The organism is Mycolicibacterium llatzerense (genome assembly GCF_000878195.1).
Lineage (GTDB): Bacteria > Actinomycetota > Actinomycetes > Mycobacteriales > Mycobacteriaceae > Mycobacterium > Mycobacterium llatzerense.
Genome location: NZ_JXST01000001.1, coordinates 209,146 through 234,344, shown reverse-complemented (window position 1 = coordinate 234,344; position 25,199 = coordinate 209,146). Strand labels below are relative to the sequence as shown.

At 67.9% G+C, this 25,199-nt stretch carries 26 protein-coding genes; 15 read left to right on the top strand and 11 right to left on the bottom strand.

The genetic code is table 11. The annotated features are described in order from the left end of the window. Window positions 1-68: 68 nt before the first annotated feature. The 6 genes from TL10_RS01150 to TL10_RS01125 form a co-directional block, all read right to left on the bottom strand. Window positions 69-491 (bottom strand): hypothetical protein, encoded by a 423-nt coding sequence (locus tag TL10_RS01150; RefSeq protein ID WP_043398934.1) that lies wholly within the window; start codon window positions 489-491, stop codon window positions 69-71. A gap of 150 nt (window positions 492-641) precedes the next feature. Beyond that, window positions 642-2,279 (bottom strand): fatty acyl-AMP ligase, encoded by a 1,638-nt coding sequence (locus tag TL10_RS01145; RefSeq protein ID WP_043398932.1) that lies wholly within the window; start codon window positions 2,277-2,279, stop codon window positions 642-644. Between the two features lie 291 nt (window positions 2,280-2,570). After that, the gene (locus TL10_RS01140) at window positions 2,571-3,539 is read right to left on the bottom strand and encodes a 4-(cytidine 5'-diphospho)-2-C-methyl-D-erythritol kinase (RefSeq protein WP_043984066.1); all 969 of its coding nucleotides are present in this window, start codon (window positions 3,537-3,539) and stop codon (window positions 2,571-2,573) included. A gap of 66 nt (window positions 3,540-3,605) precedes the next feature. Then, entirely contained in the window at window positions 3,606-4,526 is a 921-nt protein-coding gene (gene rsmA, locus TL10_RS01135; RefSeq protein ID WP_043398927.1) for a 16S rRNA (adenine(1518)-N(6)/adenine(1519)-N(6))-dimethyltransferase RsmA, read from the bottom strand. Then, window positions 4,523-5,650: a resuscitation-promoting factor gene (locus TL10_RS01130; protein WP_043398925.1), complete on the bottom strand. Its 1,128-nt coding sequence runs from the start codon at window positions 5,648-5,650 to the stop codon at window positions 4,523-4,525. The genes rsmA and TL10_RS01130 overlap by 4 nt, the downstream gene beginning before the upstream one ends. A gap of 128 nt (window positions 5,651-5,778) precedes the next feature. Beyond that, on the bottom strand, window positions 5,779-6,612 hold the full coding sequence (locus TL10_RS01125) for a TatD family hydrolase (RefSeq protein WP_043984065.1): 834 nt from the start codon (window positions 6,610-6,612) through the stop codon (window positions 5,779-5,781). Window positions 6,613-6,637: 25 nt separating this feature from the next. Here TL10_RS01125 and metG point away from each other — a divergent pair, with 25 nt between their 5' ends. From metG to TL10_RS01100, 5 genes are all read left to right on the top strand, one after another. Continuing rightward, window positions 6,638-8,215: a methionine--tRNA ligase gene (gene metG, locus TL10_RS01120; RefSeq protein ID WP_043398918.1), complete on the top strand. Its 1,578-nt coding sequence runs from the start codon at window positions 6,638-6,640 to the stop codon at window positions 8,213-8,215. A 9-nt stretch (window positions 8,216-8,224) separates the two neighbouring features. Further along, complete coding sequence (gdhA, locus tag TL10_RS01115) at window positions 8,225-9,580, top strand: NADP-specific glutamate dehydrogenase (RefSeq protein ID WP_043984064.1); 1,356 nt, start codon at window positions 8,225-8,227, stop codon at window positions 9,578-9,580. Window positions 9,581-9,704: 124 nt separating this feature from the next. Continuing rightward, entirely contained in the window at window positions 9,705-10,874 is a 1,170-nt protein-coding gene (locus TL10_RS01110) for an NAD(P)/FAD-dependent oxidoreductase (protein WP_043984063.1), read from the top strand. Next, complete coding sequence (locus TL10_RS01105) at window positions 10,871-11,788, top strand: RNA polymerase sigma-70 factor (protein WP_043984062.1); 918 nt, start codon at window positions 10,871-10,873, stop codon at window positions 11,786-11,788. Before TL10_RS01110 ends, TL10_RS01105 begins: the two co-directional genes overlap by 4 nt. Window positions 11,789-11,801: 13 nt before the next feature. After that, window positions 11,802-12,989: an aminodeoxychorismate synthase component I gene (locus TL10_RS01100; RefSeq protein ID WP_043984060.1), complete on the top strand. Its 1,188-nt coding sequence runs from the start codon at window positions 11,802-11,804 to the stop codon at window positions 12,987-12,989. Window positions 12,990-13,064: 75 nt separating this feature from the next. Here TL10_RS01100 and rsmI read toward each other — a convergent pair whose 3' ends face one another. Beyond that, window positions 13,065-13,919 (bottom strand): 16S rRNA (cytidine(1402)-2'-O)-methyltransferase, encoded by an 855-nt coding sequence (gene rsmI, locus TL10_RS01095; RefSeq protein WP_043984059.1) that lies wholly within the window; start codon window positions 13,917-13,919, stop codon window positions 13,065-13,067. A gap of 23 nt (window positions 13,920-13,942) precedes the next feature. Between rsmI and TL10_RS01090 the strand changes: the two genes are divergently transcribed. After that, a complete protein-coding gene (locus TL10_RS01090; RefSeq protein WP_043398900.1) occupies window positions 13,943-15,481 on the top strand; it encodes a dolichyl-phosphate-mannose--protein mannosyltransferase in 1,539 nt (512 codons plus the stop codon). Between the two features lie 41 nt (window positions 15,482-15,522). After that, entirely contained in the window at window positions 15,523-16,134 is a 612-nt protein-coding gene (locus TL10_RS01085) for an alpha-ketoglutarate-dependent dioxygenase AlkB (protein ID WP_043398896.1), read from the top strand. Here the strand turns inward: TL10_RS01085 and TL10_RS01080 are convergent, their stop codons facing one another. Together TL10_RS01080 and TL10_RS01075 are read right to left on the bottom strand one after the other, a co-directional pair. Further along, on the bottom strand, window positions 16,135-16,791 hold the full coding sequence (locus TL10_RS01080) for a DUF5642 family protein (protein ID WP_043984057.1): 657 nt from the start codon (window positions 16,789-16,791) through the stop codon (window positions 16,135-16,137). A gap of 10 nt (window positions 16,792-16,801) precedes the next feature. After that, window positions 16,802-17,476, bottom strand: coding sequence for a DUF5642 family protein (locus tag TL10_RS01075; protein ID WP_043984055.1), 675 nt, complete (start codon window positions 17,474-17,476; stop codon window positions 16,802-16,804). Window positions 17,477-17,624: 148 nt separating this feature from the next. Between TL10_RS01075 and TL10_RS01070 the strand changes: the two genes are divergently transcribed. Further along, complete coding sequence (locus tag TL10_RS01070) at window positions 17,625-18,326, top strand: LpqN/LpqT family lipoprotein (protein WP_043398886.1); 702 nt, start codon at window positions 17,625-17,627, stop codon at window positions 18,324-18,326. 12 nt (window positions 18,327-18,338) lie between these two features. Here the strand turns inward: TL10_RS01070 and TL10_RS01065 are convergent, their stop codons facing one another. Further along, window positions 18,339-19,175 carry a shikimate 5-dehydrogenase gene (locus tag TL10_RS01065; protein WP_043984053.1) on the bottom strand — a complete coding sequence of 279 codons (837 nt, stop codon included), beginning with the start codon at window positions 19,173-19,175 and terminating at the stop codon, window positions 18,339-18,341. Beyond that, the gene (locus tag TL10_RS01060) at window positions 19,175-20,173 is read right to left on the bottom strand and encodes an acetyltransferase Pat (RefSeq protein ID WP_234711336.1); all 999 of its coding nucleotides are present in this window, start codon (window positions 20,171-20,173) and stop codon (window positions 19,175-19,177) included. The genes TL10_RS01065 and TL10_RS01060 overlap by 1 nt, the downstream gene beginning before the upstream one ends. A 148-nt stretch (window positions 20,174-20,321) precedes the next feature. On the opposite strand from TL10_RS01060, the gene TL10_RS01055 reads away from it, so the two are divergent. The 7 genes from TL10_RS01055 (at window position 20,322) to TL10_RS01025 (ending at window position 25,178) form a co-directional block, all read left to right on the top strand. Further along, complete coding sequence (locus tag TL10_RS01055; protein ID WP_043984051.1) at window positions 20,322-20,573, top strand: type B 50S ribosomal protein L31; 252 nt, start codon at window positions 20,322-20,324, stop codon at window positions 20,571-20,573. Next, window positions 20,570-20,941, top strand: a complete 372-nt coding sequence (locus tag TL10_RS01050; protein WP_234711335.1) for a WhiB family transcriptional regulator — start codon at window positions 20,570-20,572, stop codon at window positions 20,939-20,941. The genes TL10_RS01055 and TL10_RS01050 overlap by 4 nt, the downstream gene beginning before the upstream one ends. Window positions 20,942-20,959: 18 nt before the next feature. Then, window positions 20,960-21,673, top strand: coding sequence for an MFS transporter (locus TL10_RS01045; RefSeq protein WP_082067788.1), 714 nt, complete (start codon window positions 20,960-20,962; stop codon window positions 21,671-21,673). Between the two features lie 60 nt (window positions 21,674-21,733). Beyond that, window positions 21,734-22,648: a lysophospholipid acyltransferase family protein gene (locus tag TL10_RS01040; protein WP_043984048.1), complete on the top strand. Its 915-nt coding sequence runs from the start codon at window positions 21,734-21,736 to the stop codon at window positions 22,646-22,648. 79 nt (window positions 22,649-22,727) lie between these two features. Continuing rightward, window positions 22,728-23,525, top strand: coding sequence for an enoyl-CoA hydratase/isomerase family protein (locus tag TL10_RS01035; protein ID WP_043984047.1), 798 nt, complete (start codon window positions 22,728-22,730; stop codon window positions 23,523-23,525). A 14-nt stretch (window positions 23,526-23,539) separates the two neighbouring features. Further along, on the top strand, window positions 23,540-24,790 hold the full coding sequence (locus TL10_RS01030) for an MgtC/SapB family protein (RefSeq protein ID WP_043398879.1): 1,251 nt from the start codon (window positions 23,540-23,542) through the stop codon (window positions 24,788-24,790). A 127-nt stretch (window positions 24,791-24,917) separates the two neighbouring features. Further along, window positions 24,918-25,178 carry an SHOCT domain-containing protein gene (locus TL10_RS01025; RefSeq protein WP_043398877.1) on the top strand — a complete coding sequence of 87 codons (261 nt, stop codon included), beginning with the start codon at window positions 24,918-24,920 and terminating at the stop codon, window positions 25,176-25,178. Window positions 25,179-25,199: the final 21 nt, after the last annotated feature.

The following is a 25,199-nucleotide window of genomic DNA, read 5'->3' as shown; positions in this document are numbered from 1 at the left end:
TCACCGGATGGTCGAGGAACCATCCCGCACAACGGAATTCACAACCGTTGTCACCTGCGTGACTCGATTCAGGGGCAGGACCACGCCAAGGTTCGGGAATCGGGATCGAGCGGCGTCTTGTTGGCTGCAGCCCGGTTGAACGCGTCCTGGCGGGCCTCCTCGACCGTGCGTCCGGCACCGCCGGCCACCACGCCGGTTTCCGGGGCGTTGACATTGACGATGCACAACCGGTCGTTGGTGACCTCGTCACTGGTGCACTGGACCGCACCGGCACGCTTACACGCCGCGATCACCGCTGCGGAGGCAGCAGGGACGTCGGGCCCGGTTGCGGAGAAGCCGACGATGTCGCTGCCCCGCACCCCGGAGCCGACCGCCGCGGCGATGTCATTCGTGTCCTCGACCAAGCCCGCTGGAGCTTCAGCGCAAGCCGGCACCGCGGCGATGACGCACGCGCCGAACACCGCCACCACAGCCGCAATCACACGCCCCATGAATACGCCGGTCCTCTCGTCAATAATTCAGCGAGATTACCCGGCACTCACAGCTTTCGCTCAGCGAAGCGAGCAGCCCCACCCGCGAGAAAAACGTAAAAAACCCCGATTTCCGAGGAAATCGGGGTTTTTCATGACTGTGCACGAAACCTAGCCGGTGACGAGTTCCACCGAGTTCGCGCGACGGAGCTTGCCCGAGGGCGTCTTCGGGATGGTGCCCGGGCCCAGCACGACCACGTTGCGCGGCCGCACGTCGACCTCGGTCACGACCTCGTGCGCCACCTGATGCTCGATCCGGCGCACTTCCACCGGGTCTTGCCAGGCGTTCGATTCGACGGCGACGGCGAAGGTCTCACGCGAATGACCGGCGTCGAGACGCACCGCGACGGCGCAGCCCGGGCGCACGCCCTGCACGCGGCCGGCGGCCCGCTCGATGTCCGTCGGGTAGATGTTGCGGCCCGCCATGATGATGACGTCCTTCACCCGGCCGCAGACCACGACGTTCTGCTCTTCGGTGATGTAGCCGAGGTCGCCGGTGTCGTACCAGCCGTTTTCATCCTGCGTCGGCAGGAAACCGGCCATGGTGATGTAGCCGGGGGTGACCGATTCGCCGCGCAGCTGGATGACACCGACACCGCGCTCGGGCAGGACGTTGCCGTCCTCGTCGACGATGCGGGCCTCCAGGTCACGCAGCAGCGGGCCCAGCGAGGCGAGGCGACGGGTGTTGCCCTTCGCTGCGGGCACGGCGCGACGCAGCGCGGCCAGCAGATCGGCGTCGACCTCGTCGACGACCAGGCCGGCGTTGCACGGCGAGAACGACACGGCGAGACAGGTCTCTGCCATTCCGTAGGCCGGCAGGATGGCCGACGGCTGCAGGCCGAACGGCTTGCCGGCGTCGATCAGGTCTTCGACGTCGGCGGGGTCCACCGGCTCGGCGCCGGACAGCGCGAACCGCAGGGTGGAGAGGTCGTACTCGCCCGGCTTGGCCTGCCGGCGCAGGCGCTTGGCGAAGAGCGCGTAGGCGAAGTTCGGGGCCGCCGTCATGGTGCCCTTGTACTTGTCGATGAGCTTGGCCCACAGCAGGGTGTCGCGCAGGAAGTCCATCGGCGTGACCTTGACCAGCTCGGCACCGAAGTACATCGGGATGGTGAGGAAGCCGACCATGCCCATGTCGTGGAAGCAGGGCAGCCAGCTGACCATGACGTCCTTGTCGACGTCGTACTCGGCGCCGATGAACATGGCCTCGGCGTTGGAGAAGATGTTGCGGTGCGTGATCTGGACGGCCTTGGGCGAGCCGGTCGAGCCTGACGTCAGCTGCATCAGCGCGAGGTCGTCTTCGCCGGTCTCGACGGGGTCGATGGGCTCGGCTTCCAGCAGGTCGCCGACCTTGAGGACCAGCAGGCCCTTCTCTTCCAGCACGGGGGCGGCGACCAGGAACGGCTCGGAGATGATGACGGCCTTGGCCTCGATCATGCTGATGACGTTCATGGTGTCTTCAGCCCAGACGGCCAGGTCGGTCCGCGGCGTCGGCTGGTGCAGCATGGTGAGGCTGCCGCCGCGCATCCAGATGCCCTGCACGGTCGGGGCGATCTCCACCGGGTAGCCGGCGAGCACGCCGATCTTGTCGCCGAGACCGATTCCGGCAGCGGCCAGGCCACCGGCGATGCGCCGGGCCCGCTCGTGGACCTCGCCCCAGGTGTGGCGCACTGGCTCGTGCGGCTCACCAGTGACCATGCCCCGCTGCGATGTACGTGCGTTGTAGTACATCTTGTCGGTAAATCGGCTCACGACAACCTCCTGAGGTCAGGCGCCACTGCCCGTCGTTCCATAGTCCGTCCGGTGCCGGGCGCACTTGTAGAGGCGCGCACGCACAATTCGGCCGCGGTTATATCTCGAATCGATGGCTCCGAGTGCGCGGGCGACGCTGCCCTGGCACGTCTCGATCCCTCACCGACACCGCCGGTGAGAGAAACCATTGCGTTCCACGCCTGGCCGCTGGCAGACACCATCGATCATCTTAAGAGACTCTTAAGTAGCTAACAAACTGTTGGCCGAATTGAGTGCTGAGTCACACCGTGATCAGGCCTGCTTGCTGGGCGCCGGCACCACCCTGGCGCCGTGCACCGGGCCGCTGGCTACGCGTACCGTCCGGCACACCCCAGCGCCGGAAAGTTGGGTGCCGACCTCGACCGCGTCCTCCGCGGAGGCACACAGGAAAGCGCACGTGGGCCCCGAACCGGACACGATCCCCGCCAGCGCCCCGGCTTCGACGCCCGCCCGCAGGGTGCGCCGCAGCCCGGTGTCCAGGCTGACGGCCGCCGACTGCAGGTCATTGCCCAGCAGCGGTGCCAGTTCGCGCGGGTCGCCGGACGCCAGCGCTGCCAGCAGCGGCTCGGGGTCGTCCAGCGGAGGCGGCCCCCCGTCCCGGGCGTCGGCCCGGAGGTTGTCCAGTTCGGCGAAAACCTTCGGCGTGGACAGTCCGCCCTCGGCGAAGGCCAGCACCCAGTGGAAGGTGCTGCGCGCCAGCACGGTCGCCAGCTGCTCGCCGCGGCCGGTCCCCAGCGCGGTACCGCCGTGCAGCGCGAACGGCACGTCGCTGCCCAGCCGGGCGGCCAGCGTATGCAGGTCCCGCCGGGGCACGCCCAGCTCCCAGAGATTGTTCATCGCGACCAGCACGGCCGCCGCGTCGGCGCTGCCGCCGGCCATACCGCCGGCGACGGGAATCGACTTGTCGATCGAGATGGCGACGTCGGGCGCCCGGCCGACGTGCTCGGCCATCAGTTCGGCGGCCCGCCAGGCGAGGTTGCGGTGGTCCGTCGGCAGCCCCTCGGCGCCGTCCCCGAGCATCTCCACCGACAGCAGGTCGGCATTGCGGACCGTCACCTCGTCGAACAGGGAGACGGCGTGGAACACCGTGGTCAGCTCGTGGTAGCCGTCATCGCGGCAGTCACCGACACCGAGGTACAGGTTCACCTTGCCCGGCACGCGGACGGTCACCGAACCCGTGGGTACCCACTCAGAAGCGGTGTTTCCATCCGACGCAGACACGTCACGACAGTAACGCCCGCGGCGAGGGCCACAACACCAAGTGGTGAGAAACCCTGTCAGACAGGCTCAGTGGTTGGCGTCGACCTGCTGGTCGGACTCCGGAGCGGAGGCCTGCTGCTCGCGGTCCAGCTCGCCCGAACGCTGCAGCAGCCGCACGAAGTCGGCGATCGCCAGGGTCTCGCCGCGACGTGCCGGATCGATGCTGGCGGCCAGCAGGCGCTCGGCCGAGGCATTGCCCGAACCCGCCCATTCGGCGAAGGCATTGCGCGACGTCTTGCGGCGCTGCGCGAAGGCGATGTCGATCAGGTTGAACACCTGCGAGCGGAAGCTGTCGTCGGTCGGCCACGGCGTCGTCTCGTGCCGGTCGATCCGGACCAGACCCGAGTAGACCCGCGGGATCGGCCAGAACACCGTCGGCGAGACCATGCCGTAGCGCCGGACATTGCCGAAGAACCGCACCTTGGCGCTGGGCACCCCGTAGTCCTTGGTGCCCGGGTCGGCGGCGAGCCGCTCGGCGACCTCGGCTTGGACCATCACCATGACGGTGCGGATGGTCGGGAACTCCGAGAGCAGGTGCAGGATGGCCGGCACCGCGACGTTGTACGGCAGGTTGGCGACCAGCGAGGTCGGCTGCTCGTCCAGGTCGGACGGCACCAGGTCGAGCACGTCGCGGTTCAGCACGGTCAACCGGCCGATCTCGCTGTGGGAGTGCTCGGCGATCGTCGTCGGCAGCTGGCGGGCCAGCACCGGGTCGATCTCGACGGCCGTCACCTTCGCGCCCCGGTCCAGCAGCGCCAGCGTCAGCGAGCCCAGACCCGGGCCCACCTCCAAGACGTGGGACTGCCGGTTCACCCCGGAAGCCGACACGATGCGGCGCACCGTGTTGGCGTCATGCACGAAGTTTTGTCCGAAAGCTTTACGCGGCCGGAAATCAAGCTCTTTTGCCAGATGCCGGATTTCGGTTCGACCGAGTAGCCGGATCGTCATCGTGCCCCAATTCTCCCGCTACAGACAGGCCAGGCACCCCAACCTTGGCGGGCTCGCGTCACTTCAGCAATCGCGATCTGCTCTTCACGTGTCGCAAGATCAGCTCTCGCAGCATAACGCAGACCGCCTTGCCGCTCCCAGGTGTTCTGATCAAATTGCACTCCGCCGTAAAAACCGTTGCCGGTGTTGATGGCCCAGTTGCCGGTCGACTCACACCGCGCCAGCGCGTCCCAGGCGGCAGGTTGGGTCACCGGGGGCACCTCGGTACCGGGTTTCGCGCCGATGCGCAGGACGCCGTCCCGCGCCGGCGTCAGCACCTGATTGGCGACCGGCAGCCGGCCGGTTTCGACACCGTTGATGGTGGCGACGGCGAAGGTGACGTTCTGGGTGCCGGGCTGGCCCGGATCCTCGACCACCTTGCGGCTCATGTTCAGCGCCGGATCGGCCACCGTGTTCATCGTCGGGGCCAGCGGAGATTCAGTGGTGACCTGCTGCAGCCGGATGCGGGTCACGTCGATCTGCATGCCCTCGGTCACCGGGGTGGCCGCGGCGGGGACGACGGAGTCGCGCTGCTCCAGCGGCACGCCGGCGACGGCCAGCAGTCCGGCCACGTTCGCGGCGGCCAGGTGCACCTGGCGCGGCACGCCGCCGTCGACGATCGTCACGTTGCGGGCGCTGACAACCGGAAGCGACATGCCGGCCAGCGGCACGCGGGTGGCGCGGTCGGCCGCGACGGGCGCGGTGTCGGTCATGGACAGCTGCTTGAGGGCGTCCTGCACGGTGGCCGCGGTGGTCCACACCTGACGGGTGTTCTGGCCGTCCAGCGAGATCTCGAGCGGGCGGCTGCGGCGCAGCACGATGTTGTCGGACTCGTGCACGTCCTGGTCGGCCGCGGGGAACAGGTCGTCGCGCTCGCCGACCGAGAAGCCGTTCTCGGTGAGGACGTCGCCGATGTGGGTCTTCATGGTCTGCACCGTCATCGGTGCCCCGTCGATGGTGAGGGTGACGGTCTTGTGGGCCGCGACCGCGAACCCTCCGGCGACGGTCAGCGTGGCGAGGAAGGCCCCGGTCACGCCGCGCAGCATCGGCGAGCGCGCATCATGCAACTTGTTCAGAACATTCAAGGCGTCAATCCCGTGTCTGTTGGGCCCGAGATGGCCCCGAGCAGCGGCCGCGGTGACCACATAAAAGCCACCTCGACCGGGTTGATCACAGAACGGTAACGAACATGCCCAGGAGGCGGCAACCTGGACTAATGATACAGTCCATAGCTTTTCGAAGCATTTTCCGAGGTCACGGCGGCGATTTCGGCCGCTGAAGAATTTCTGATCTCGGCCAGCGCACGGACCGTGTACGGCAGGCAATACGACTCATTGGGCGCCCCGCGGAACGGATGTGGCGTCAGGAACGGCGCGTCTGTTTCGACCAGCAGTAGCTCAGCCGGGATGATCGCGGCCGCCTCGCGCAGCGCGTGGGCGTTTCGGAAACTGACGGTGCCAGAGAGGCTCATGAGCCAGCCGTGATCGGCGCAGATGCGCGCCATCTCCGCGTCCGACGAGAAGCAGTGGAAGATGACGGTCTCCGGCGCGCCCTCGGACCTGAGCATGTCGAGGACCTCGGCATCGCCGTCCCGGTTGTGGATCATCAGCGGCTTGCCGACGCGTTTGGCCAGGTCGATGTGCCAGGCGAAGGCCTCGCGCTGCGTCGCCTCGTCGGCGCAGCCGTCGAGCTTGCCCGGCCAGTACATGTCGATGCCGGTCTCCCCCACCGCGACCACGCGCGGGTCGGTGGCCAGGGTCTCCAGGGTGCGTTTGGCCTCGTCGTCGAGGGCGTTGGCGCGAGTCGGATGCAGCGCGACGGCGGCGTACACGCGCGGATCGGCATGAGCCGCGCCGACCGCCCACTCGGCGGCCTCGAGGTCGTCGGCGATGGTGACCACCTTCTCGACGCCGACGGCCTCGGCCCGGTCCAGGATCACGCGGATGCTCTCGGCATCGGTCGCACCACAGGCGTCCAGGTGGGTGTGGGCGTCGACCAGTCCAGGCAGCGGTTCCGGGGCGGGCGGCTTCTCACGTTTGGCGCTCACAGCGACACCTTAAGGTGGGGGCAACATGAGCAGCCAGAATTCCCCCGGCGCCCAGGGGCCCTTCTACATCACGACCGCCATCGCCTACCCGAATGGCGCGCCGCACATCGGGCACGCCTACGAGTACATCGCCACCGACGCGATCGCCCGGTTCAAGCGGCTCGACGGCTTCGACGTCCGCTACCTGACCGGCACCGACGTGCACGGCCAGAAGATGGCCGAGGCCGCCGCGGCCGAGGGCATCTCGGCAGCCGAGCTGGCCAATCGCAACTCCGACGTGTTCCAGGCCCTGCAGGAGAAGCTCAACATCTCCTTCGACCGGTTCATCCGCACCTCCGACGCCGACCACTACGAGGCGTCCAAGGAGATCTGGCGACGGATGAACGAGGCCGGGGACATCTACCTCGGCACCTACGCGGGTTGGTACTCCATCCGCGACGAGCGCTTCTTCGCCGAGGATGAGACCGAGGTCCGGGACGGCGGCCGCTTCGCCATCGAGACCGGCACGCCGGTCACCTGGACCGAGGAGCAGACCTACTTCTTCAAGCTGTCGGCCTACACCGACCGGCTGCTGGCGCACTACGAGGAGCACCCCGAGTTCATCGGCCCCGATGTGCGCCGCAACGAGATCGTCAGCTTCGTCTCGGGCGGACTCAAGGACCTGTCGATCTCGCGGACCACGTTCGACTGGGGCGTCCCGGTCCCCGACCACCCCGAGCACGTCATGTACGTGTGGGTGGACGCGCTGACGAATTACCTGACGGGCGTTGGCTTTCCGGACACCGCGGGCGAGGCCTTCGAGAGGTACTGGCCCGCGAACCTGCACATGATCGGCAAGGACATCATCCGGTTCCACAGTGTGTACTGGCCGGCATTCCTGATGTCGGCCGGAATCGCCCTCCCGGAACGGGTTTTCGCGCACGGCTTCATCAACGTCAAGGGCGAGAAGATGAGCAAGTCGGTGGGCAACGTGGTGGACCCCATCGCACTCATCGACGCCTTCGGACTGGACCAGGTGCGCTACTTCTTCCTGCGCGAGGTGTCCTTCGGCCAGGACGGCAGCTACAGCGAGGAAGCCATCATCGGCCGGATCAACGCCGACCTGGCCAACGAGCTGGGCAACCTGGCGCAGCGCTCGCTGTCGATGGTCAACAAGAACCTCGGCGGAATCGTCCCGGAGCCAGGCGAATTCACCGCCGCCGACCTCGAGTTGCTCAAGCAGGCCGATGCTCTGCTGGACACCGTGCGCGGCCACTACGACGTGCCGGCCATGCACCTGGCACTCGAGGCGATCTGGCTGATGCTGGGCGCGGCCAACCGCTACTTCTCGGCCGAAGAGCCGTGGGTGCTGCGCAAGTCTCCCGCTGAGTCGGACCAGGCCCGCTTCGGCACGGTGCTATACACGACGCTGGAGGCGGTCCGGATCGCCGCGCTGCTGGTGCAGCCGGTGATGCCGGCATCAGGGGGGAAGCTGCTCGATCTTCTTGGGCAGGACGTCTCGGCGCGGGACTTCCGCGCCGTCGGTACCCGACTGGCACCGGGAACGGTGCTGCCGACACCCGAAGGCGTTTTTCCCCGCTACCAAGCGGAGACCAAGGAGTAGCGAGAAGATATGGCGCAGAACGGCTTACACGAGCGGCTGCACGACGTCTACGAGGAAGTCACCCGCCGCAACGCGGGCGAGATCGAATTCCACCAGGCCGTCTACGAGGTTCTGACCAGCCTGGGCCCGGTCGTCGACAAGCACCCCGAGTACTCCGACACCGCCATCATCCGCCGGTTGTTCGAGCCGGAACGGCAGATCATCTTCCGCGTGCCGTGGATCGACGACGCCGGTGCCGAGCAGATCAACCGCGGCTTCCGCGTCGAGTTCAACTCCGCGCTCGGCCCGTTCAAGGGCGGCCTGCGGTTCCACCCGTCGGTGTACCTGGGCATCGTGAAATTCCTTGGCTTCGAACAGATTTTCAAGAATTCGCTGACCGGTCTGCCTATCGGCGGTGGCAAGGGCGGGTCGGACTTCGACCCCAAGGGCCGCTCCAAGAACGAGGTGATGCGGTTCTGCCAGTCGTTCATGACCGAGCTGTACCGGCACATCGGTGAGTACACCGACGTCCCCGCCGGCGACATCGGCGTCGGCGGCCGCGAGATCGGCTACCTGTTCGGTCAGTACAAGCGCATCACCAACCGCTACGAGTCCGGCGTCCTCACCGGCAAGGGCCTGACGTGGGGTGGTTCGCAGGTCCGCACCGAAGCCACCGGCTACGGCACGGTGTTTTTCGCCGACGAAATCCTGCGCAGCTCAGGGCAATCGTTCGACGGCAAGCAGGTGGTGGTGTCGGGGTCGGGCAACGTCGCGATCTACGCCATCGAGAAAGTGCACGCGCTCGGCGGCACCGTCATCGGCTGTTCGGACTCCAGCGGCTACATCGTGGACGAGAAGGGTCTCGACCTCGAGCTCCTCAAGGAGCTCAAGGAAGTGCGCCGCGGCCGGATTTCCGAGTACGTCGAAATGCGTGGTGGCGGCGCACAATTCGTCGAAGACAACTCGATCTGGCAGTTGCCGTGCGACATCGCGCTGCCCTGCGCCACACAGAACGAATTGGACGGTGACGACGCGAAGGCGCTGATCGAGTCCGGCTGCCAGATCGTCGCCGAAGGCGCCAACATGCCGTGCACCCCGGAGGCGGTGAAGCTGTTCACCGAGGCGAAGGTCGCGTTCGCACCCGGCAAGGCCGCCAATGCCGGCGGCGTCGCCACCAGCGCACTGGAGATGCAGCAGAACGCGTCGCGGGATTCATGGACGTTCGAGGAGACCGAGCAGCGCCTGGCCGAGATCATGGGCCGCATCCACGACCGCTGCCTGAGCACCGCCGACGAGTACGGACAGCCGGGCAACTACGCGGCCGGGGCCAACATCGCCGGCTTCATCCGGGTCGCCGACGCGATGTCGGCGCTCGGAGTCGTCTGACCTGGGCGTTGACCGCGATCGATGCCGGTACCGAGTGATCTGGGCCACATCTGCGGGTAGGTTTGTCACATTCCCGGCGCCGCTGGTGTCTTGAGGGCATAACCAACCCGAAGGAGATGCAGTGATGACCGGAAACCAGAAGCCCAACCGCGTCGTCGTCATCGGCGGCGGCTACGCCGGTGCGCTGGCGGCCAATCACGTTCGGATGCGTGATGACGTGGCAGTCACCCTGGTGAACCCGCGGCCCAAGTTCGTCGAGCGCATCCGCCTGCACCAGCACGTGGCCGGGAACTACGACGCCACCGTCGGCTACGACACGCTGCTCGCCGACGACGTGCGCCTGGTGGTGGACACCGCCACGCGGATCGACGCCGCAACCCGCACCGTCGAGCTGGCGTCCGGGGACACCCTGGACTACGACTACCTGATCTATGCCGTCGGCAGTACCGGAGCCGTGCCGGCGTCGGTGCCCGGCGCCACCGAATTCGCCTATCCGCTGGCCGAATTCGAGCAGGCCGAGCGGCTGGCAGCCCGGCTGCAGGACGTGCCGCTGTCCGCGCAGATGGTGGTCGTCGGCGCCGGTCTGACCGGCATCGAGGCCGCTTCCGAATTCGCCGAGGCCGGCCGCAACGTCGTGCTGGTCGGCAGCAAGCTGGCACCTTCGATGAGCGCACCGGCACGCCGCTCGGTGGCCAAGGCCCTCGCCAAGCTGGGTGTGACGGTCATCGAGGGTGACGTCAGCTCCATCACCGCCAACCGGGTGACGTTGGCCGACGGACGCTTCATCAGCAGCGCCGTGACGGTGTGGACCGCCGGCTTCGGCACCCCGGAGCTGGCCGCCGCCAGCGGGCTGCGCACCGACGAACTGGGCCGGCTGCTGACGGACGAAACCCTGACCAGCATCGACGATCCACGGATCGTGGCCACCGGTGACGCTGCCGCGCCGTCGGGACAGCCGCTGCGGATGAGCTGCCAGGCCTCGAGCCCGCTCACCGTGACCGCGGTGGGCACCGTGCTGAGCCGCATCGCCGGCACCGAGCCGGCGCCACTGGACCCGGTGTTCGCCGGATCGTGCACCAGCCTGGGCCGCCACGCAGCGACCATCCAGATCGCCCGCAAGGACGATTCGTCGACGAACTACTACATCGGTGGACGGGTCGGCGCCAAGCTGAAGGAAGCCATCTGCAAGGGCACGCTGTGGGGCATCCGGCGCGCGGCAAACAAGCCGAGCGCGGTGTTCGTGATGAAGGGTGGCAAGCGGGCCGAGCGTCTGGCAGAGGCTGTCACCGCATGACCAGTGCTGCCGGGGCGGCAGGGGGTGAACACGCCGAGCGGTTCACCCACCTGCGGCCGCTGCTCTTCACCATCGCCTACGAAATCCTTGGCTCCGCAACGGAAGCCGACGACGTACTGCAGGACAGTTATCTGCGGTGGGCCGACGTCGATCTCGAGACGGTACGGGACACCAAGTCCTATCTGGCCCAGTTGGTCACCCGGCAGGCGTTGAACGCATTGCGGGCCGGCGCGCGGCGCCGGGAGGAGTACGTCGGCCCATGGCTGCCCGAGCCACTGCTGCTCGACGAGCGCGATGCCTCGTCAGATGTCGTTCTCGCCGAATCGGTTTCGATGGCCATGCTGGTGGTCCTGGAGACCCTGGGCCCCGACGAGCGGGCGGTGTTCGTGCTGCGCGAGGTATTCGGGTTCGACTACGACGAAATCGCCGGGGCCGTAGGCAAATCCACCGCGGCGGTGCGGCAGGTGGCGCACCGGGCCCGCGAGCATGTGCAGGCGCGGCGCAAGCGGTTCACGCCCGATACCGAAAAGTCCGCGGAAGTGACCACCCAGTTCCTGACGGCGGCCGCGACCGGCGACCTGGACGGCCTGATGACGCTGCTGGCTCCGAATGTCACCTGGACCGCCGACAGCGACGGCAAGGTCAGTGCCGCCCGTCGGCCGGTGTACGGACCCGACAGGGTGGGGCGCCTGGTGCTGGGGCTCATCCGCAGTGCCGGAGGTTACGCCGAGGCCCGCATCGACCTCGCGACCTACAACAACGCCCCGGCGTTGGTGCTGTACCTCGGCGAGAAGCTCGAGGGCATCATCCTGATCGAGATCGAGGACGGCCAGATCAGCCACTTCTACGCCATGCGCAATCCCGACAAGCTCGGTGGAGTGCTGGTCGAGCGGGAGATCCGCCGCACCGTCTGACAAGCTGTGGGGCGTGCGAGTCGAGCGGTTGGCCGACCTGGGCGCCGCCCCGGGGGTCTTGAAGGCTGTCGCCGACGCCGCCGCTCGGCGCAGCCTGCCTCCGCCGGCCGCGCTGCTGGGTGACTGGTTCGGCGCGACGGCCGTCATCGCGCCGAGCGTCTCCATCGAGCCGGCGACCGCCACCGAAGTCTTCGATGCACCAGCGGGTTCCGGCGAGGTGATCGGCGGCGGCTGGTTCGGCTACCTGTCGTACCCGGACGGTGTCGGCCGCATCCCGATGGCCGCGGGCGGCTGGTCGGACTGCGTGCTCCGGCAAGACGCGGCCGGGCACTGGTGGTACGAAAGCCTTTCCGGGGCAGCGCTTCCCGATTGGCTCGCCGACCTGGAACCGGCGGCGCCCGCGCCGTACTCGATCGACTGGTGTCCGCCGGACCGCGCCAGTCACCGCGCCGGCGTGCTGGCCTGCCTGGAGGCGATCGCCGCCGGCGAGGTGTACCAGGCCTGCGTCTGCACCCGCTTCACCGGACGGATAACCGGTGCACCCGTTGACTTTTTCGTCGATGCCGTCGCCCGGACCGCGCCCGCCCGGGCCGCATTCGTCGCGGGCGAGTGGGGTGCGGTGGCGTCGCTGTCGCCGGAGCTGTTCCTGAGCCGCCGCGGCGAGGTCGTCACCTCAAGCCCCATCAAAGGCACGCTCCCCCTTTACCATTCGCCGTCGGAGCTGGCGTCGTCGGTCAAGGACGTCGCCGAGAACATCATGATCGTCGACCTGGTCCGCAATGATCTGAGCCGCGTCGCCACCACCGGGTCGGTCCGGGTTCCCGAACTGCTCGCGGTCAAACCCGCCCCGGGCGTCTGGCACCTGGTGTCCACGGTGACCGCACAGGTTCCGGCCGCGACGCCGATGTCGGCGGTACTGGACGCCACCTTCCCGCCCGCCTCCGTCACCGGCACCCCGAAATGCCGCGCCCGCGAACTCCTCGCCGAATGGGAACCCTACGATCGCGGAATCTATTGCGGGACCGTCGGTTTGGCGTCACCCCTGGCCGGCACCGAACTGAACGTCGCGATCCGCACGGTGGAATTCGACGCCGACGGCGCGGCGATCCTCGGCGTCGGCGGCGGCATCACCGCCGACTCCGACCCCGACCGCGAGTGGGAAGAGTGCCTCCACAAGGCCGCCGCCATCGTCGGCCCCTGACCATCCGCGAGCAGACGTAAAACTGTCGAATTTCGCGGGAAAACGACAGTTTTGCGTCTGCTCGCGGAAGAACTGTCAGTCGCGGGACTTGAGGACGGCGTCGTAAAGCTCGCGGCGTGACGGCGCACCGGGGTGCTCGGCGATCACCTGGGCGCAGGCGTCTTTGACGCGCGCTCCGTCGTCGACCAATTCCTGCACCAGCGCAACCAACGCGTCGATGTCCGCCACCGGCGTCGCCCCCGCCAGCACCACGGTGATCTCACCGAGCACGCCGTCGGCGGCCCACTCGGCCAGCTCCCCCAGCGTCCCGCGCTTGATCTCCTCGTGGGTCTTGGTCAGCTCGCGGCACACCACAGCGCGCCGATCCGGCCCCAGTGCAGTCACTGCCTCGGCCAAGGTCTCGGCCAGGCGGCGCGGTGACTCGAAGAACACACACGTCCGTCGCTCCGCCGCGAACCCGGCCAGCCATGCCGCCCGGCCCTTGCGCGGTGCGAAGCCCTCGAAGCAGAACCGGTCCGACGCCAGCCCGGACACCGCCAGCGCCGTCGTCACCGCGGACGGACCAGGCAGGCAGCTGACCGGCAGACCGGCCTCGGCGCACGCCGCCACCAAGCGGTAGCCCGGATCGCTGATCAGCGGCATCCCGGCATCACTGACGACCAGCACGGTCTCGCCCGCGGCGACCGCCTCGACCAGCCCCGCCACCCGGGACGCCTCGTTCTGGTCGAAGAAGCTGACGATGCGTCCAGCAGGACGGACATCCAGCGACGCCGCCAGCGCGCGCACCCGTCGGGTGTCCTCGGCGGCGATCACGTCGGCACTGCCCAGCGCCTCGATCAGGCGGGCCGAAGCGTCGCCGGGCTGGCCCAACGGAGTGGCCGCGAGCAGCAGCCGACCGGCGTCCGCTAGTGGACCAGAAACTGATGTCACCGGGACAGCCTACGATCGCTGACGTGACCGCCCCCGCTCTCGACGCATCCGAGGCCGAGCGCGAGGTCCCCGTGATCAGTCCGGCGCCGCTGACGCCCGCTGCCGATTTCGGCCCCACCGACCGGCTGCGCGGCTGGACCATGACCGCGGTGATCACCGCGCTGGCCATGATCACCCGGTTCCTGAACCTGGGCTCACCCACCGACGCGGGTACCCCGATCTTCGACGAGAAGCACTACGCGCCGCAGGCCTGGCAGGTGCTGCACAACAACGGCGTCGAGGACAACCCCGGCTACGGCCTGGTGGTGCATCCCCCGGTCGCCAAACAGCTGATGGCCATCGGCGAGTGGATCTTCGGCTACAACGGCGTCGGCTGGCGGTTCTCGGGCGCGGTATGCGGCGTCATCCTGGTGCTGCTGGTGGCGCGGATCGTGCGGCGCATGACGCGCTCGACTCTGTTGGGCGGCATTGCCGGGCTGCTGATCATCGCCGACGGCGTCAGCTTCGTCTCGGCCCGCACGGCCCTGCTCGACGTCTATCAGACGGTGTTCATTGTGGCGGCGTTCGGCGCGCTCCTCGTGGACCGCGACCAGGTGCGCGCGCGCATGCACGTCGCGATGACCGAAGGCCGCATCGCCGAGACCGTATGGGGTCCGCGGCTGGGCGTGCGGTGGTGGCGGTTCGGGGCCGGGGCCCTGTTAGGGCTCGCGCTCGCGGTCAAGTGGTCGGGCCTCTACTACATGGTGTTCTTCGGCCTGATGACCGTCGCCTTCGACATCGCGGCCCGGCGCGCCTACCGCGTGCAGCGCCCCTGGCTGGGCGCGCTGCGGCGCGATGTCCTGCCCGGGATGTGGGCGCTGACGCTCATCCCGGTCGGCGTCTACCTGGCGTCCTACGCGCCGTGGTTCGCGTCCGAGACCGCGATCGACCGGCACATGGAGGGCCGGAACATCGGCGAAGGCCCACTGGCCACGGTGCGCTCGCTCTGGTACTACACGCACGACGTCTACCGCTTCCATTCCGGGCTGACCAACGCCGCCGGCAATCACCACCCATGGGAGTCGAAGCCGTGGACATGGCCGATGTCGCTACGGCCCGTGCTCTACGCCATCGACAACAACAACGTGCCGGGCTGCGGCGCGCAGTCGTGCGTCAAGGCCGTGATGCTGGCGGGGACGCCGGCCATGTGGTTCATCGCGGTGCCGGTGCTGGCCTGGGCCGTGTGGCGGACGTTCGTCAGACGCGACTGGCGGTACGCCGCCGCGCTCACCGGCTACGCCGCGGGATACCTGCCGTGGTTCGCCGATATCGACCGGCAGATGTACTTCTTCTACGCGACGCCCATGGCGCCGTTCCTGATCATCCTCATCACGCTGATCCTCGGCGACATCCTCTATCCACGATCGACAGAACCGGAACGACGAACACTCGGGCTGCTGGTCGTCTGCTTCTACGTGGCGCTGGTGATCACCAACTTCGCCTGGATGTACCCGATCCTGACCGGGCTGCCGATCTCGCCGTCCACCTGGAACATGGAGATCGTGCTGCCGTCCTGGCGGTGATCCCCCCGGCGCATCGAACGCCTGTGCGATAAGATCGCGGGGTGTCCTTGGCGGTTCAGGGTTCGCTGTTCGACCATGCCGAACGGCGGTGGCTCGACGACGGCGCCTGGGTCGACGTCCGCGCCGGCTGGCTCACGGGTGCCGACACCCTGTTCGACGAACTGCTGACCGCAATTCCGTGGCGCGCCGAGCAGCGCCAGATGTACGACAAGGTGCTGGACGTACCGCGTCTCGTCAGCTTCCACGACCTGGCCCGGGAACGGGCGCCGCATCCCGGGCTGGCGCGGCTGCGGGTGCGGCTCAACGACGCCTACGCCCACGAACTCGGCGAGCCGTTCACCACCGTGGGCCTGTGCCTGTACCGCGACGGCGCCGACAGCGTGGCATGGCATGGCGACACCATCGGCCGCAGCAGCACCCAGGACACCATGGTCGCGGTGCTGAGCCTCGGGGCGACAAGGGTTTTCGCGTTGCGCCCGCGTACTGCCGCCGCGGACGGCAGGCGCACCAGCGTCCGGCTACCGCAGGGCCACGGCGACCTGCTGGTCATGGGCGGCGCCTGCCAGCGCACCTGGGAGCACGCGGTACCCAAGACCGCCCGCCCCACCGGACCACGGATCAGCATCCAGTTCCGGCCGCGCGACGTGCGCTAGTTACTGACCCCTGACCGTCGAGACCGATTTGGTCAGCAGCTCAGTCGCCTGCTGCGTGTTCACCGGCACGACGGGCTGGTCCGGCACGACAAGCGAGTTGGCGGTGACGATCACCAGGAACCTGCCGAAACCGGCGACGTAGTTGTAGAGCTGGCCGGTGGCGGGCTTGCCATTGGCCACCGTCTCGAGAATGCGATGGGTGCCGACGGTATTGACCCCGTCGATGGCCGGTGCCTGTACCTCTTCGACCAGACCCCGCAGCCCCGCACCGGAGAAGGCGACCTTCTTGCAGGCGTCACCCGGGTCAGCCGGAGCGATCGGTTCGGACGTCTCCACCGCCAGGATGACGAACCGGTTGCCCTGGCCTTCTGCGGTGACGGCAGTCATGTTGCCCTTGGCGCCGGGTGAGACGGCCATGCCGGAGGCGAACTTGGCGCAGTCCGGTGGCTCGAATTTCAGGCCAGGGGGCAGTGTCTGCGGGGCGAACGCGCGCGGGTCGATGCCCGTCGGCGCAACCGTCTTGACCTGGTATTCGGGCCCGAAAGTGCCCTTCAGATCAAGGATCTTGGTGATATCGGGGTCGGCGACCACCTGGGCGTGGGACGTGCATGCCGCCACCAGACCGGCGGAGGCCACCGCGAGCACCGTTCTGCGCATTGTGGCGAATCTACCGGGCTGACGCGTCGCTGGCCGGGATGCCCCGCACCGACCGCACGGCCGCGTCCAACAACGTCGCCGGGAGATCCGCGGGCAGCGCGGGCGCGACAGCCCCCGGATCGGTCACCATGGTGACCGAAACCGCCAGCGTATCGGCGTAGGCGATCAGAGTCGTTGCCTGCGAATGGGTTTGCGCGCCGTTCTCGACACTGGTGGTGATGTGCGCCGTCATGCCCAGTGTCCGGGCGTCGGCGATCCGGGGTGCGTCGGTGCGGTCGACGGCCGCGCGCGCACGGCCGGTGCTCAACGTCCAGGACTGGCAGTCGCCGGCAAGCTCTGTCGCCGGGGCGTCGCCCGGCGCCGCGGTCACGTACACGATGCCGCCCGCCCCTGACGCCGACCAGCCGCGCACCCCGTCAGCCGGTGCCGCCACCAACGCGCCACAGTCCGCCGGGTCCGCAACCGAACCGGACGGCATGCCCCAGAACGTCGTCGGCGCGGCGGGCGCGGGCAACGCCCCGAACTCGTAGCCCTGCAGCTCCTTGGGCAGTTGCCGGCGCATCCGACCGATGGCGGCCGGATCGGCGGGCTTCGCGGCCGCAGTGGTGGTCGGCCGCGCGGGTTCGGTGGTCGACCCGCACGCGGCGCACAGCAGAACCGCTGCCGACAACGCGAATGCGCGCATTTGCTGTTGATAGCACGGCAAACCCGCCGACCGCGGCAGATACCCGGTGCCACGCCGACGCATCTTTTGCGGACACGGCACAGCGACGAAAGCTCGCGCCGCCCGCCGCGTCCGCCCCGTAGTCTGCATCCGACGACAGGAGACGGAAATGGTGTCGATGAAGGTGGCCGGCGTTGCGCTGGCCGTGACGGTGAGCGCGCTGGGCGCGAGTGCATGCGACTCGGGCTCGAAACCGGCACCGTCGTCGACGTCCAGCAGCGCCTCGAGCACCAGCGCCGCGGCCGCACCGACCTCGTCGGCGCCCGGCGCGCCGGCGGCTCCGGCAGCGCCGAAGAAGACCATCCGGGACTACCTGCGCGAGAAGAACATCACCGAGCAGCAGCTGCACCCCGGTGATCCCGGTGCGCCGACGCTCACCATGCCGCTCCCACCGGGCTGGGTGGACGCGGGCGCGCTGACGCCGAAATGGGCGTGGAGCGCAAGCAAATTCGATGACCCGGCCATGAAGGCCGACCCACCGACGATCATCGTGCTGATCTCGAAGCTGCCCGGCGGCAATGCCGACGAGGTGCTGGAGTACGCGCCCGGCGAGTTGCAGAACCTGCACAACTGGCAGGACGCCGGCACCAACTGCGACGCCAAGCTCGCCGGCTTCAAGGCGTGTCAGGTCGGCGGCATGTACAACCAGGACGGCAAGGATCGGCTGATGGCCCAGAAGACGGCGGCCATCCCGACCAAGGACGGCGTGATCGTGCTGCAGATCAACGCCAGCGGCACCAAGGAGACGATCGCGCCGCTGATGGATGCGACGTCGTCGATCGACAAGTCACTGAAGATCACTGTGCCCTGAGTCAGGCGCAGTTCACGCGCGGGAGAACACCGAGGCCGCGGCGACCTGCTCGGCGGTCGGCCGCACCCCGGTGTAGCGCTCGAACTGTTCGGCGGCCTGCAGTGCGATGACCTCGGCGCCGGTGATCACCGGAATCCCGGCCGCCCGCGCCGCGCGCACAAGCGGGGTCTCCGATGCCAGGGCGACCACGTCGAACACGGTGTGTGCCTTGGCAATAACGTCCGGTTCGAACGACAGATCGTCGGCTTCGGCCCCACCCGCCATCCCGATCGGGGTGACGTTGACGACGATGTCCGCGCCACCTGACGCGTCTGCCGCGTAGCGATACCCCAACCGGTCGGCCAACCGGCCGCCGGTCTCCTGGTTGCGGGCCGCGATGGTGCCCACCTCGAATCCCTTGTCCCGGAACGCCGCTGCCACAGCGCTGGCCATGCCGCCGCTACCGCGGATGAGCAGCGTCTCCGCAGGGTTCAGGCCGCGCTCGTCGATGAGCCGCGCGATCGCCAGATAGTCGGTGTTGCAGGCCGTCAGCCGGCCCGCGTCGTTGACGATCGTGTTCACCGAATTGATCACGCGCGCAGACTCTTCCAGATCATCGACTAGTGCAATGACGTCCTCTTTGAACGGCATGGACACCGAGCAGCCGCGGATGCCCAGGGCTCGGACGCCACCGATCGCCGCGGCAATGTCCGTCGTGGTGAAGGCCTTGTAGACGAAATCCAGACCGAGCTCGTTGTAGAGGTAGTTGTGGAAGCGCGTGCCGATGTTGCTGGGCCGGGCGGCCAGCGAGATACACACCGAGGTGTCCTTGTTCAGCAGCGGACGCCCGGAGTACAGCGAGTCGGCCATCAGCCGACCGCTTTGATCACGTGCTGCGCCAGCGTGTAGATGTCGCGATACTGCTTGTGCGACAACGACAATTGCTTAGGTGGCGGCACGTCGAACTCGGTGACGATCATGTTCCGGTCGTCGCGTTCCCAGGTCGCACCGTAGTGCTCCAGAATCTTGCGCATCGGAAAGTTGTCGGACAGCACTCGCGCCGCAAACCGCTCGATGCCCGCGCCACGGGCCGCGGGCACCAGCGCATCCATCAGGAAGGTTCCGATACCCTTCCCCTGGTAGTCGTCACCCACCATGAAGGCCACCTCGGCGACAGTCGGATTCTCGTGCAGCCGAACGAATCTCGCATCGGCGACCATCGGGCCGTCGGGCCCCTCCGTCCCGTCGGTCAGCACCCACACGAAGTGGTCCACGTAGTCGACCTCGAACAGGTAGGCCATCAGCGCGGGACTGGGTTCATAGGCAGTCTGGAACCGGCGGTACATGGTCTCGGTCGAGAACTCGACGGGTCCCTGACGCACTCGCGGGTTGTCGCCGGGCAGCACGGGCCGCAAGAACATCCGACTGCCGTCGCGCAGCCGCACCGGCAGTGGCGTGATGAACTCCGCGAGCCGCTGGCGCGCCGTACGCACCAGCCGCTCTGCCATACAGGGGACGTCGAGCATGGCGGTCAGGGCGTCGTGCCCGCCGATCCATCCGGTCAGCGGTTCGGTGACCAGCACGGTGGCGTTGCGGGTGCCGCCTCGCAGCAGCGCGATCTCACCGACGATCAGGCCCGGGCCGAGGTTGTGGACGCTGAGTTCGCCATCGGGGGCGGTGTGCGTCACCCGGACGCTGCCGGCGCTGATCAGGATGAACGACTGCGCAGGTTCACCCTGCGTCATCAGCACCTCGCCAGGTTCGGCCGTCAACGGACGCAGCAAGGGCGCGAGCCGGTCAAGGTCCTCTTGACGGCACTTGGAGAAGAAACCCAGCGAGGCCAGTTCATCCGTCGTCGATTCCGGCACGTCGGAAACGTTACCGGCGGACGGCACGCCGCGTGGTGCCGTTGACGCCACCCTTTACTGAAAACGATTTTCGACAAGCCTGCGCGGTTCAGGTATCGTCGGCCACGCCTTATTGAAAACGATTTTCACTTAGTCGCTGGAGGTCCTCATGAAAGCCGGCATTCACCCCGACTACCACCCCGTCGTCTTCCAGGACGCCACCACCGGACGCACGTTCCTGACCCGATCCACCGCCACCAGTTCGCGAACCATCCAATGGCAGACCGCCGACGGAGTTCACACCTACCCCCTGATCGTCGTCGACGTCACCTCGGACTCGCACCCGGTATGGACCGGCAAGCGCCAGATCCTGGACACCGCCGGCCGCGTCGAGAAGTTCAATCGCAAGTACGGCCGATGACCTTGCCGCAGGTTTCCCCATACCCGGGCGGAACATTCGGCTCTCCTTCACGCACCATCCGGCCTCGGCCGCGCCCCGCGTGCCACACGCGGGGCGCGGTCACCACCGCAGCCTGGGACTGGCAGCTGCATGCCCGGTGCCGCGGATTGCCGGCCGAGGTGTTCTACACCGGTGACGACGACCGCGGCGCGCGGCGAATCGCGCACGAAGAGCACGCCAAGCAGATCTGCCACCATTGCCCCGTCCTGCGTGACTGCCTCGGCCACGCCATGGAAGCCGGTGAGCCCTACGGCATCTGGGGTGCGACGACACCGAAGGAACGAGCCGCGTTGCGCGGGTTCCCGAATAGGCCCGAGCTCAACCACTGAGGGCCGTATCGTCGACTCGTGACCCCCAGTGTTGGTCCCGTGCGCTCGCGGTGGATCCTCACGGCGGTCTCGACTGCGCTGTTCTGCGTACAGCTCGACTACTTCGCCATGAATCTGGCGCTGCCCCGCACGGCAGCCGATTTGGGCTCCACCACAACCGATCTGCAATGGGTGGTCAGCGTCTACATGCTCACCGTCGGCGCCTTCATGGTGCCGGCCGGCCGCATCGGTGACATCTTCGGTCGTCGCCGCGCGCTGCTCGGTGGCATCGCCCTGTTCGGCATCGCCTCGGTGGGCTGCGCCCTGGCACCCACCGCCGTTGCCGTCATTGGGTTTCGGGCGCTGCAGGGCACCGGGTGCACCGCGGCGGCGGTATCGCTTGCCGGGCTGGCTGTTTCGCAGCGCTGGGTGCCGTACCTCGCGGCGTTGACGGTCTGCGGATTCACCATGGGCCTGGTGTACGCCTTCACCACGGTGGCCACGCAGACGGTCGTCGCACCCGAGCGCGCCGGAGAGGCAGCGGGCGTCACCCTCACCGCGCTGGTGACGATCGTGGGCATCGGTGTCGCGGTGTCGGGCACGGTGCTGGAAGTCCTTCAGCACCAACACTTCACGACGGCAGCCGGGATCGAACGCATCCCGCTGGTGATCGCGGCGTTGCTGCTCCCGGCGGGACTCGCGGTGCTCTGGAAGGCGCGCGACAGGGTTGCGAACTTCACAGGAAAATATTAGCTGAGCTAGCAAAACTGTCGGTACCGTGGTGTCAACACCACCGCACCGATGGGAGCAACGATGGGATTCGGACCGCCACAGGGCCGGCCGACCGTCACCGACGACGAGATCGCCGCCATCATGGATCCGCCACAACGCGTCCGCACACTGCGAAACGTGTTGGATGCCACCGGCGATGCCCTCGACCCACTGATGGACCTGTACCGGCCATACGTCACCGGGCTGGACCGACTGCCCCGAGACGGCCGCTTCCTGTTGGTCGGCAATCACACCGCGTTCGGCTTCGCCGAGATACTGCTGATGCCGTACTTCACCCGCCGCGAGCTCGGAGTGCAAGTACGCCCCCTGGCCGAGCGGGGCCTGGCACAGGCCAAGGGCTTCGGCGGCGATCTGGTCGCCGCCTATGGCGGCGTGGTCGGCCACCCCGACACCGCGCGAGAACTGATGCGGCACAACGAGACCGTGCTGGTCTTCCCCGGCGGCGGACGCGAGATGCCCAAGTTCAAGGGCGAGGAGTACCAGCTGAAATGGGACGGCCGAAACGGCTTCGCCCGCGTGGCCATCGAAAGCGGATACCCGATCGTGCCCGTCGGCCTGGTCGGCAGTGACGACGTCTACGAACCCCTCGTCGAACGCGACAGCCCGCTGGGCCGGCTCAGCCAGTCCATCGGCGAGCGGTTCGGCGGCCGCGCCGACATGGCGATGCCCCTGGTGCGCGGCATCGGGCCGACGCTGATCCCCCGCCCGCAGCGCATGTATCTGGAATTCGGCGAACCGATTTCCACCACCGCGCCGACCAGCCGAACCAACCATGCCCGGTGGGTGGAGACCGTCAAGTCCACAACTCAGCAAGCGCTGGAACAGATCCTGGCCGACCTACAGGAAGTCCGGGCCGGCGATCCGTATCGCAGCCTGAATCCGTTGGCCTGGTCGCGGGCAGCGCAGCCGCCCGAGGCCGTCGTCCGCGCGGGCTGACCACGACGGCGGTCCGGAGACCGTAACGTGAGTTGCCATCGGTTGCATGCACCCGCATGCAGCAGAAAGGCTTCGCGAGATGGCACTCACCGACTACCAGCAGCTGTCCCTGACGCGCCGGGACAACGGCGTCCTGCTGATCACCCTCAACCGGCCGGAGAAGTACAACGCCGCCGACGAGGGCATGCACGCTGAACTCGCCAACATCTGGAAGGACGTCGCGGCCGATCCGGAAACCCGGGTGGCCGTGATCACCGGCGCGGGAAAGGCATTCAGTGCCGGTGGGGATCTGGCCATGGTCGAACGCATGGCCGGCGACTACGGCCGGGTCTCGCACATGCTCGACGAGATGAGCGACCTGGTCTACAACATGATCAACTGCGACAAGCCGATCGTGTCCGCGATCAATGGCGTCGCGGTCGGCGCCGGCGCCGTGGCCGCGCTGCTGGCCGACGTGGCGATCATCGCCGAAGATGCCAAGATCGGCGACGGGCACGTCAAGCTCGGTGTCGCGGCGGGCGACCATGCCGCGATCATCTGGCCATTGCTGGCCGGAACCGCGAAGGCGAAGTACTACCTCATGACGGGCGAGATGATCGACGGCATCGAGGCCGAGCGCATCGGCATGGTCGCCAAAGCCCTACCCCGCGAAGAGGTTCTGGACGAAGCACTCCGGGTGGCCGACGTGCTCGCGACCGGCGCCCAGCAGGCGATCCGGCTCACCAAACGCGCACTCAACAACTGGCTCCGCAATGCCGGCCCCATCTTCGACCAATCGGCGGCCTACGAGATGCTGACGTTCCTCGGACCGGATGTCGTCGAGGGGTATACGGCGCTACGCGAGAAGCGCACACCGCAGTTCCCGTCGGCGCGATAGCCGCAGGGGCCTACGTGAGCTGGCAGCAGATCGAACCCTTTCTGGTAGCGCTCGCCATCGGGCTGCTGCTGGGCCTGGAGCGCGAGCGTAGTCACACGCGCAAACTTCCCGCAGGATCACGCTCGTTCGCGCTGCTGTCGCTGGCCGGTGCAGTCGCAGCGGGTTTCGGCCAATGGGCCGTCGTCGCGGTATTTCTCGGCGTCGGTGCGCTCGTCGCCCTCGCCTACTTTCGCACCAGCGGCGACGACCCAGGAACCACCACGGCGACAGCCGCACTTGTCGCGTACCTCCTTGGCGCGCTTGCCTATTCCCGCCCCGCGCTGGCCGTGGCCCTCGCAGTCGTCGTAGCAGGGCTGCTCGTGTCAAAAACCCGCATCCATCGTTTCGCCCGCGACATCATGACCGAGGTCGAACTGGAAGATGCCATCAAGTTTCTCGTCGTCGCGTTCGTGATCCTGCCGCTGCTACCGGATCGCGGTCTCGGACCGTACGGCGTCCTCAATCCGGAGAAGGTCTGGCTCCTCGTGGTGCTGCTCACCGGCATCGGATGGGTGGGCTACATCGGTGTTCGGGCGCTCGGCCCGGAACGCGGCCTGCTCATCACGGGCATCGCCGGCGGATTCGTCTCAGCGAGCGCAACGACGGCGTCCATGGGGCGGCTCAGCCGCACGACACCGAGTTTGCGGGCGCCCCTGGCCAGCGCTCTGCTGGCCAGCTTGGCCACTTTTTTCCAGCTGCTCATCGTGATCGCCGTGGTCGATGCCGAAGTGCTCAAGCGCCTATGGCCGCCCGTCGTCGCGGGTGCTGTCGTGCTGGTCGCGATCGCCGCCGGCGTCTACCGCGGAGCGGGGCGGCTCACCGAGGACAAGCCGGCCCCCGACCACGACGCCGGCGCAGCCCCCACAACCCGACCTTTCGCGCTGCGGCCGGCGCTGATCCTCGCCGCCGTCCTGACCCTTGCGCTGCTCGTCGGCCGGTGGGGTGCTGATGTGCTCGGCGCCGGGGGCACTGTGCTCGCCGCGTTCGCCGCCGGCCTGGCCGATGCGCACGCCGGGGCGGTCGCCGCCGCGAGCCTTGCCGCCAAGGGCGACATCACGGTCGATACCGCACTCGTCGCAGTGGCAGCCGCGCTCGGCTCCAACCTGATCGTCAAAACGGTGCTGGCGTTCACTGCCGGTGGTCCTCGGTTCGGACTTCGGTTTCTCGCCGGGATGACCCCGGCTGCAGTGATTTTCGGAGTCGTCCTGGCCCTCACGATGAACTGACCATGCGTGCAGGCCGGGTGCCGGGTGCCGGGTGCCGAAAGTCCCATCACCGCTGTCCCTTTGGCACCAGCGCCGAGCCGGTCCGCGGCGAGACGATGGTCCACAGCAGCGGAAGGAGCAGCGCATCATGATGTTCTGGTACGGGCACGACATGGGCGGATGGGGTTACGCCGGCATGGCAATCGGGATGTTCTTGTTCTGGGCACTGGTGCTCGGCGGCATCGTCGCACTGATCCGCGTCGCCGGTGGCGATCAACGGAGCCGGTATGCCGGACCCGCCCAACCCGATGCACGAGAGGTACTCGCCGTGCGATACGCACACGGAGACATCACCGAAGCGGAGTACCGCGAAAGGTTGGCGGTACTCCGCGAGCACGCACCGACGTGACCTCTCCCGACTGGCCGCAGC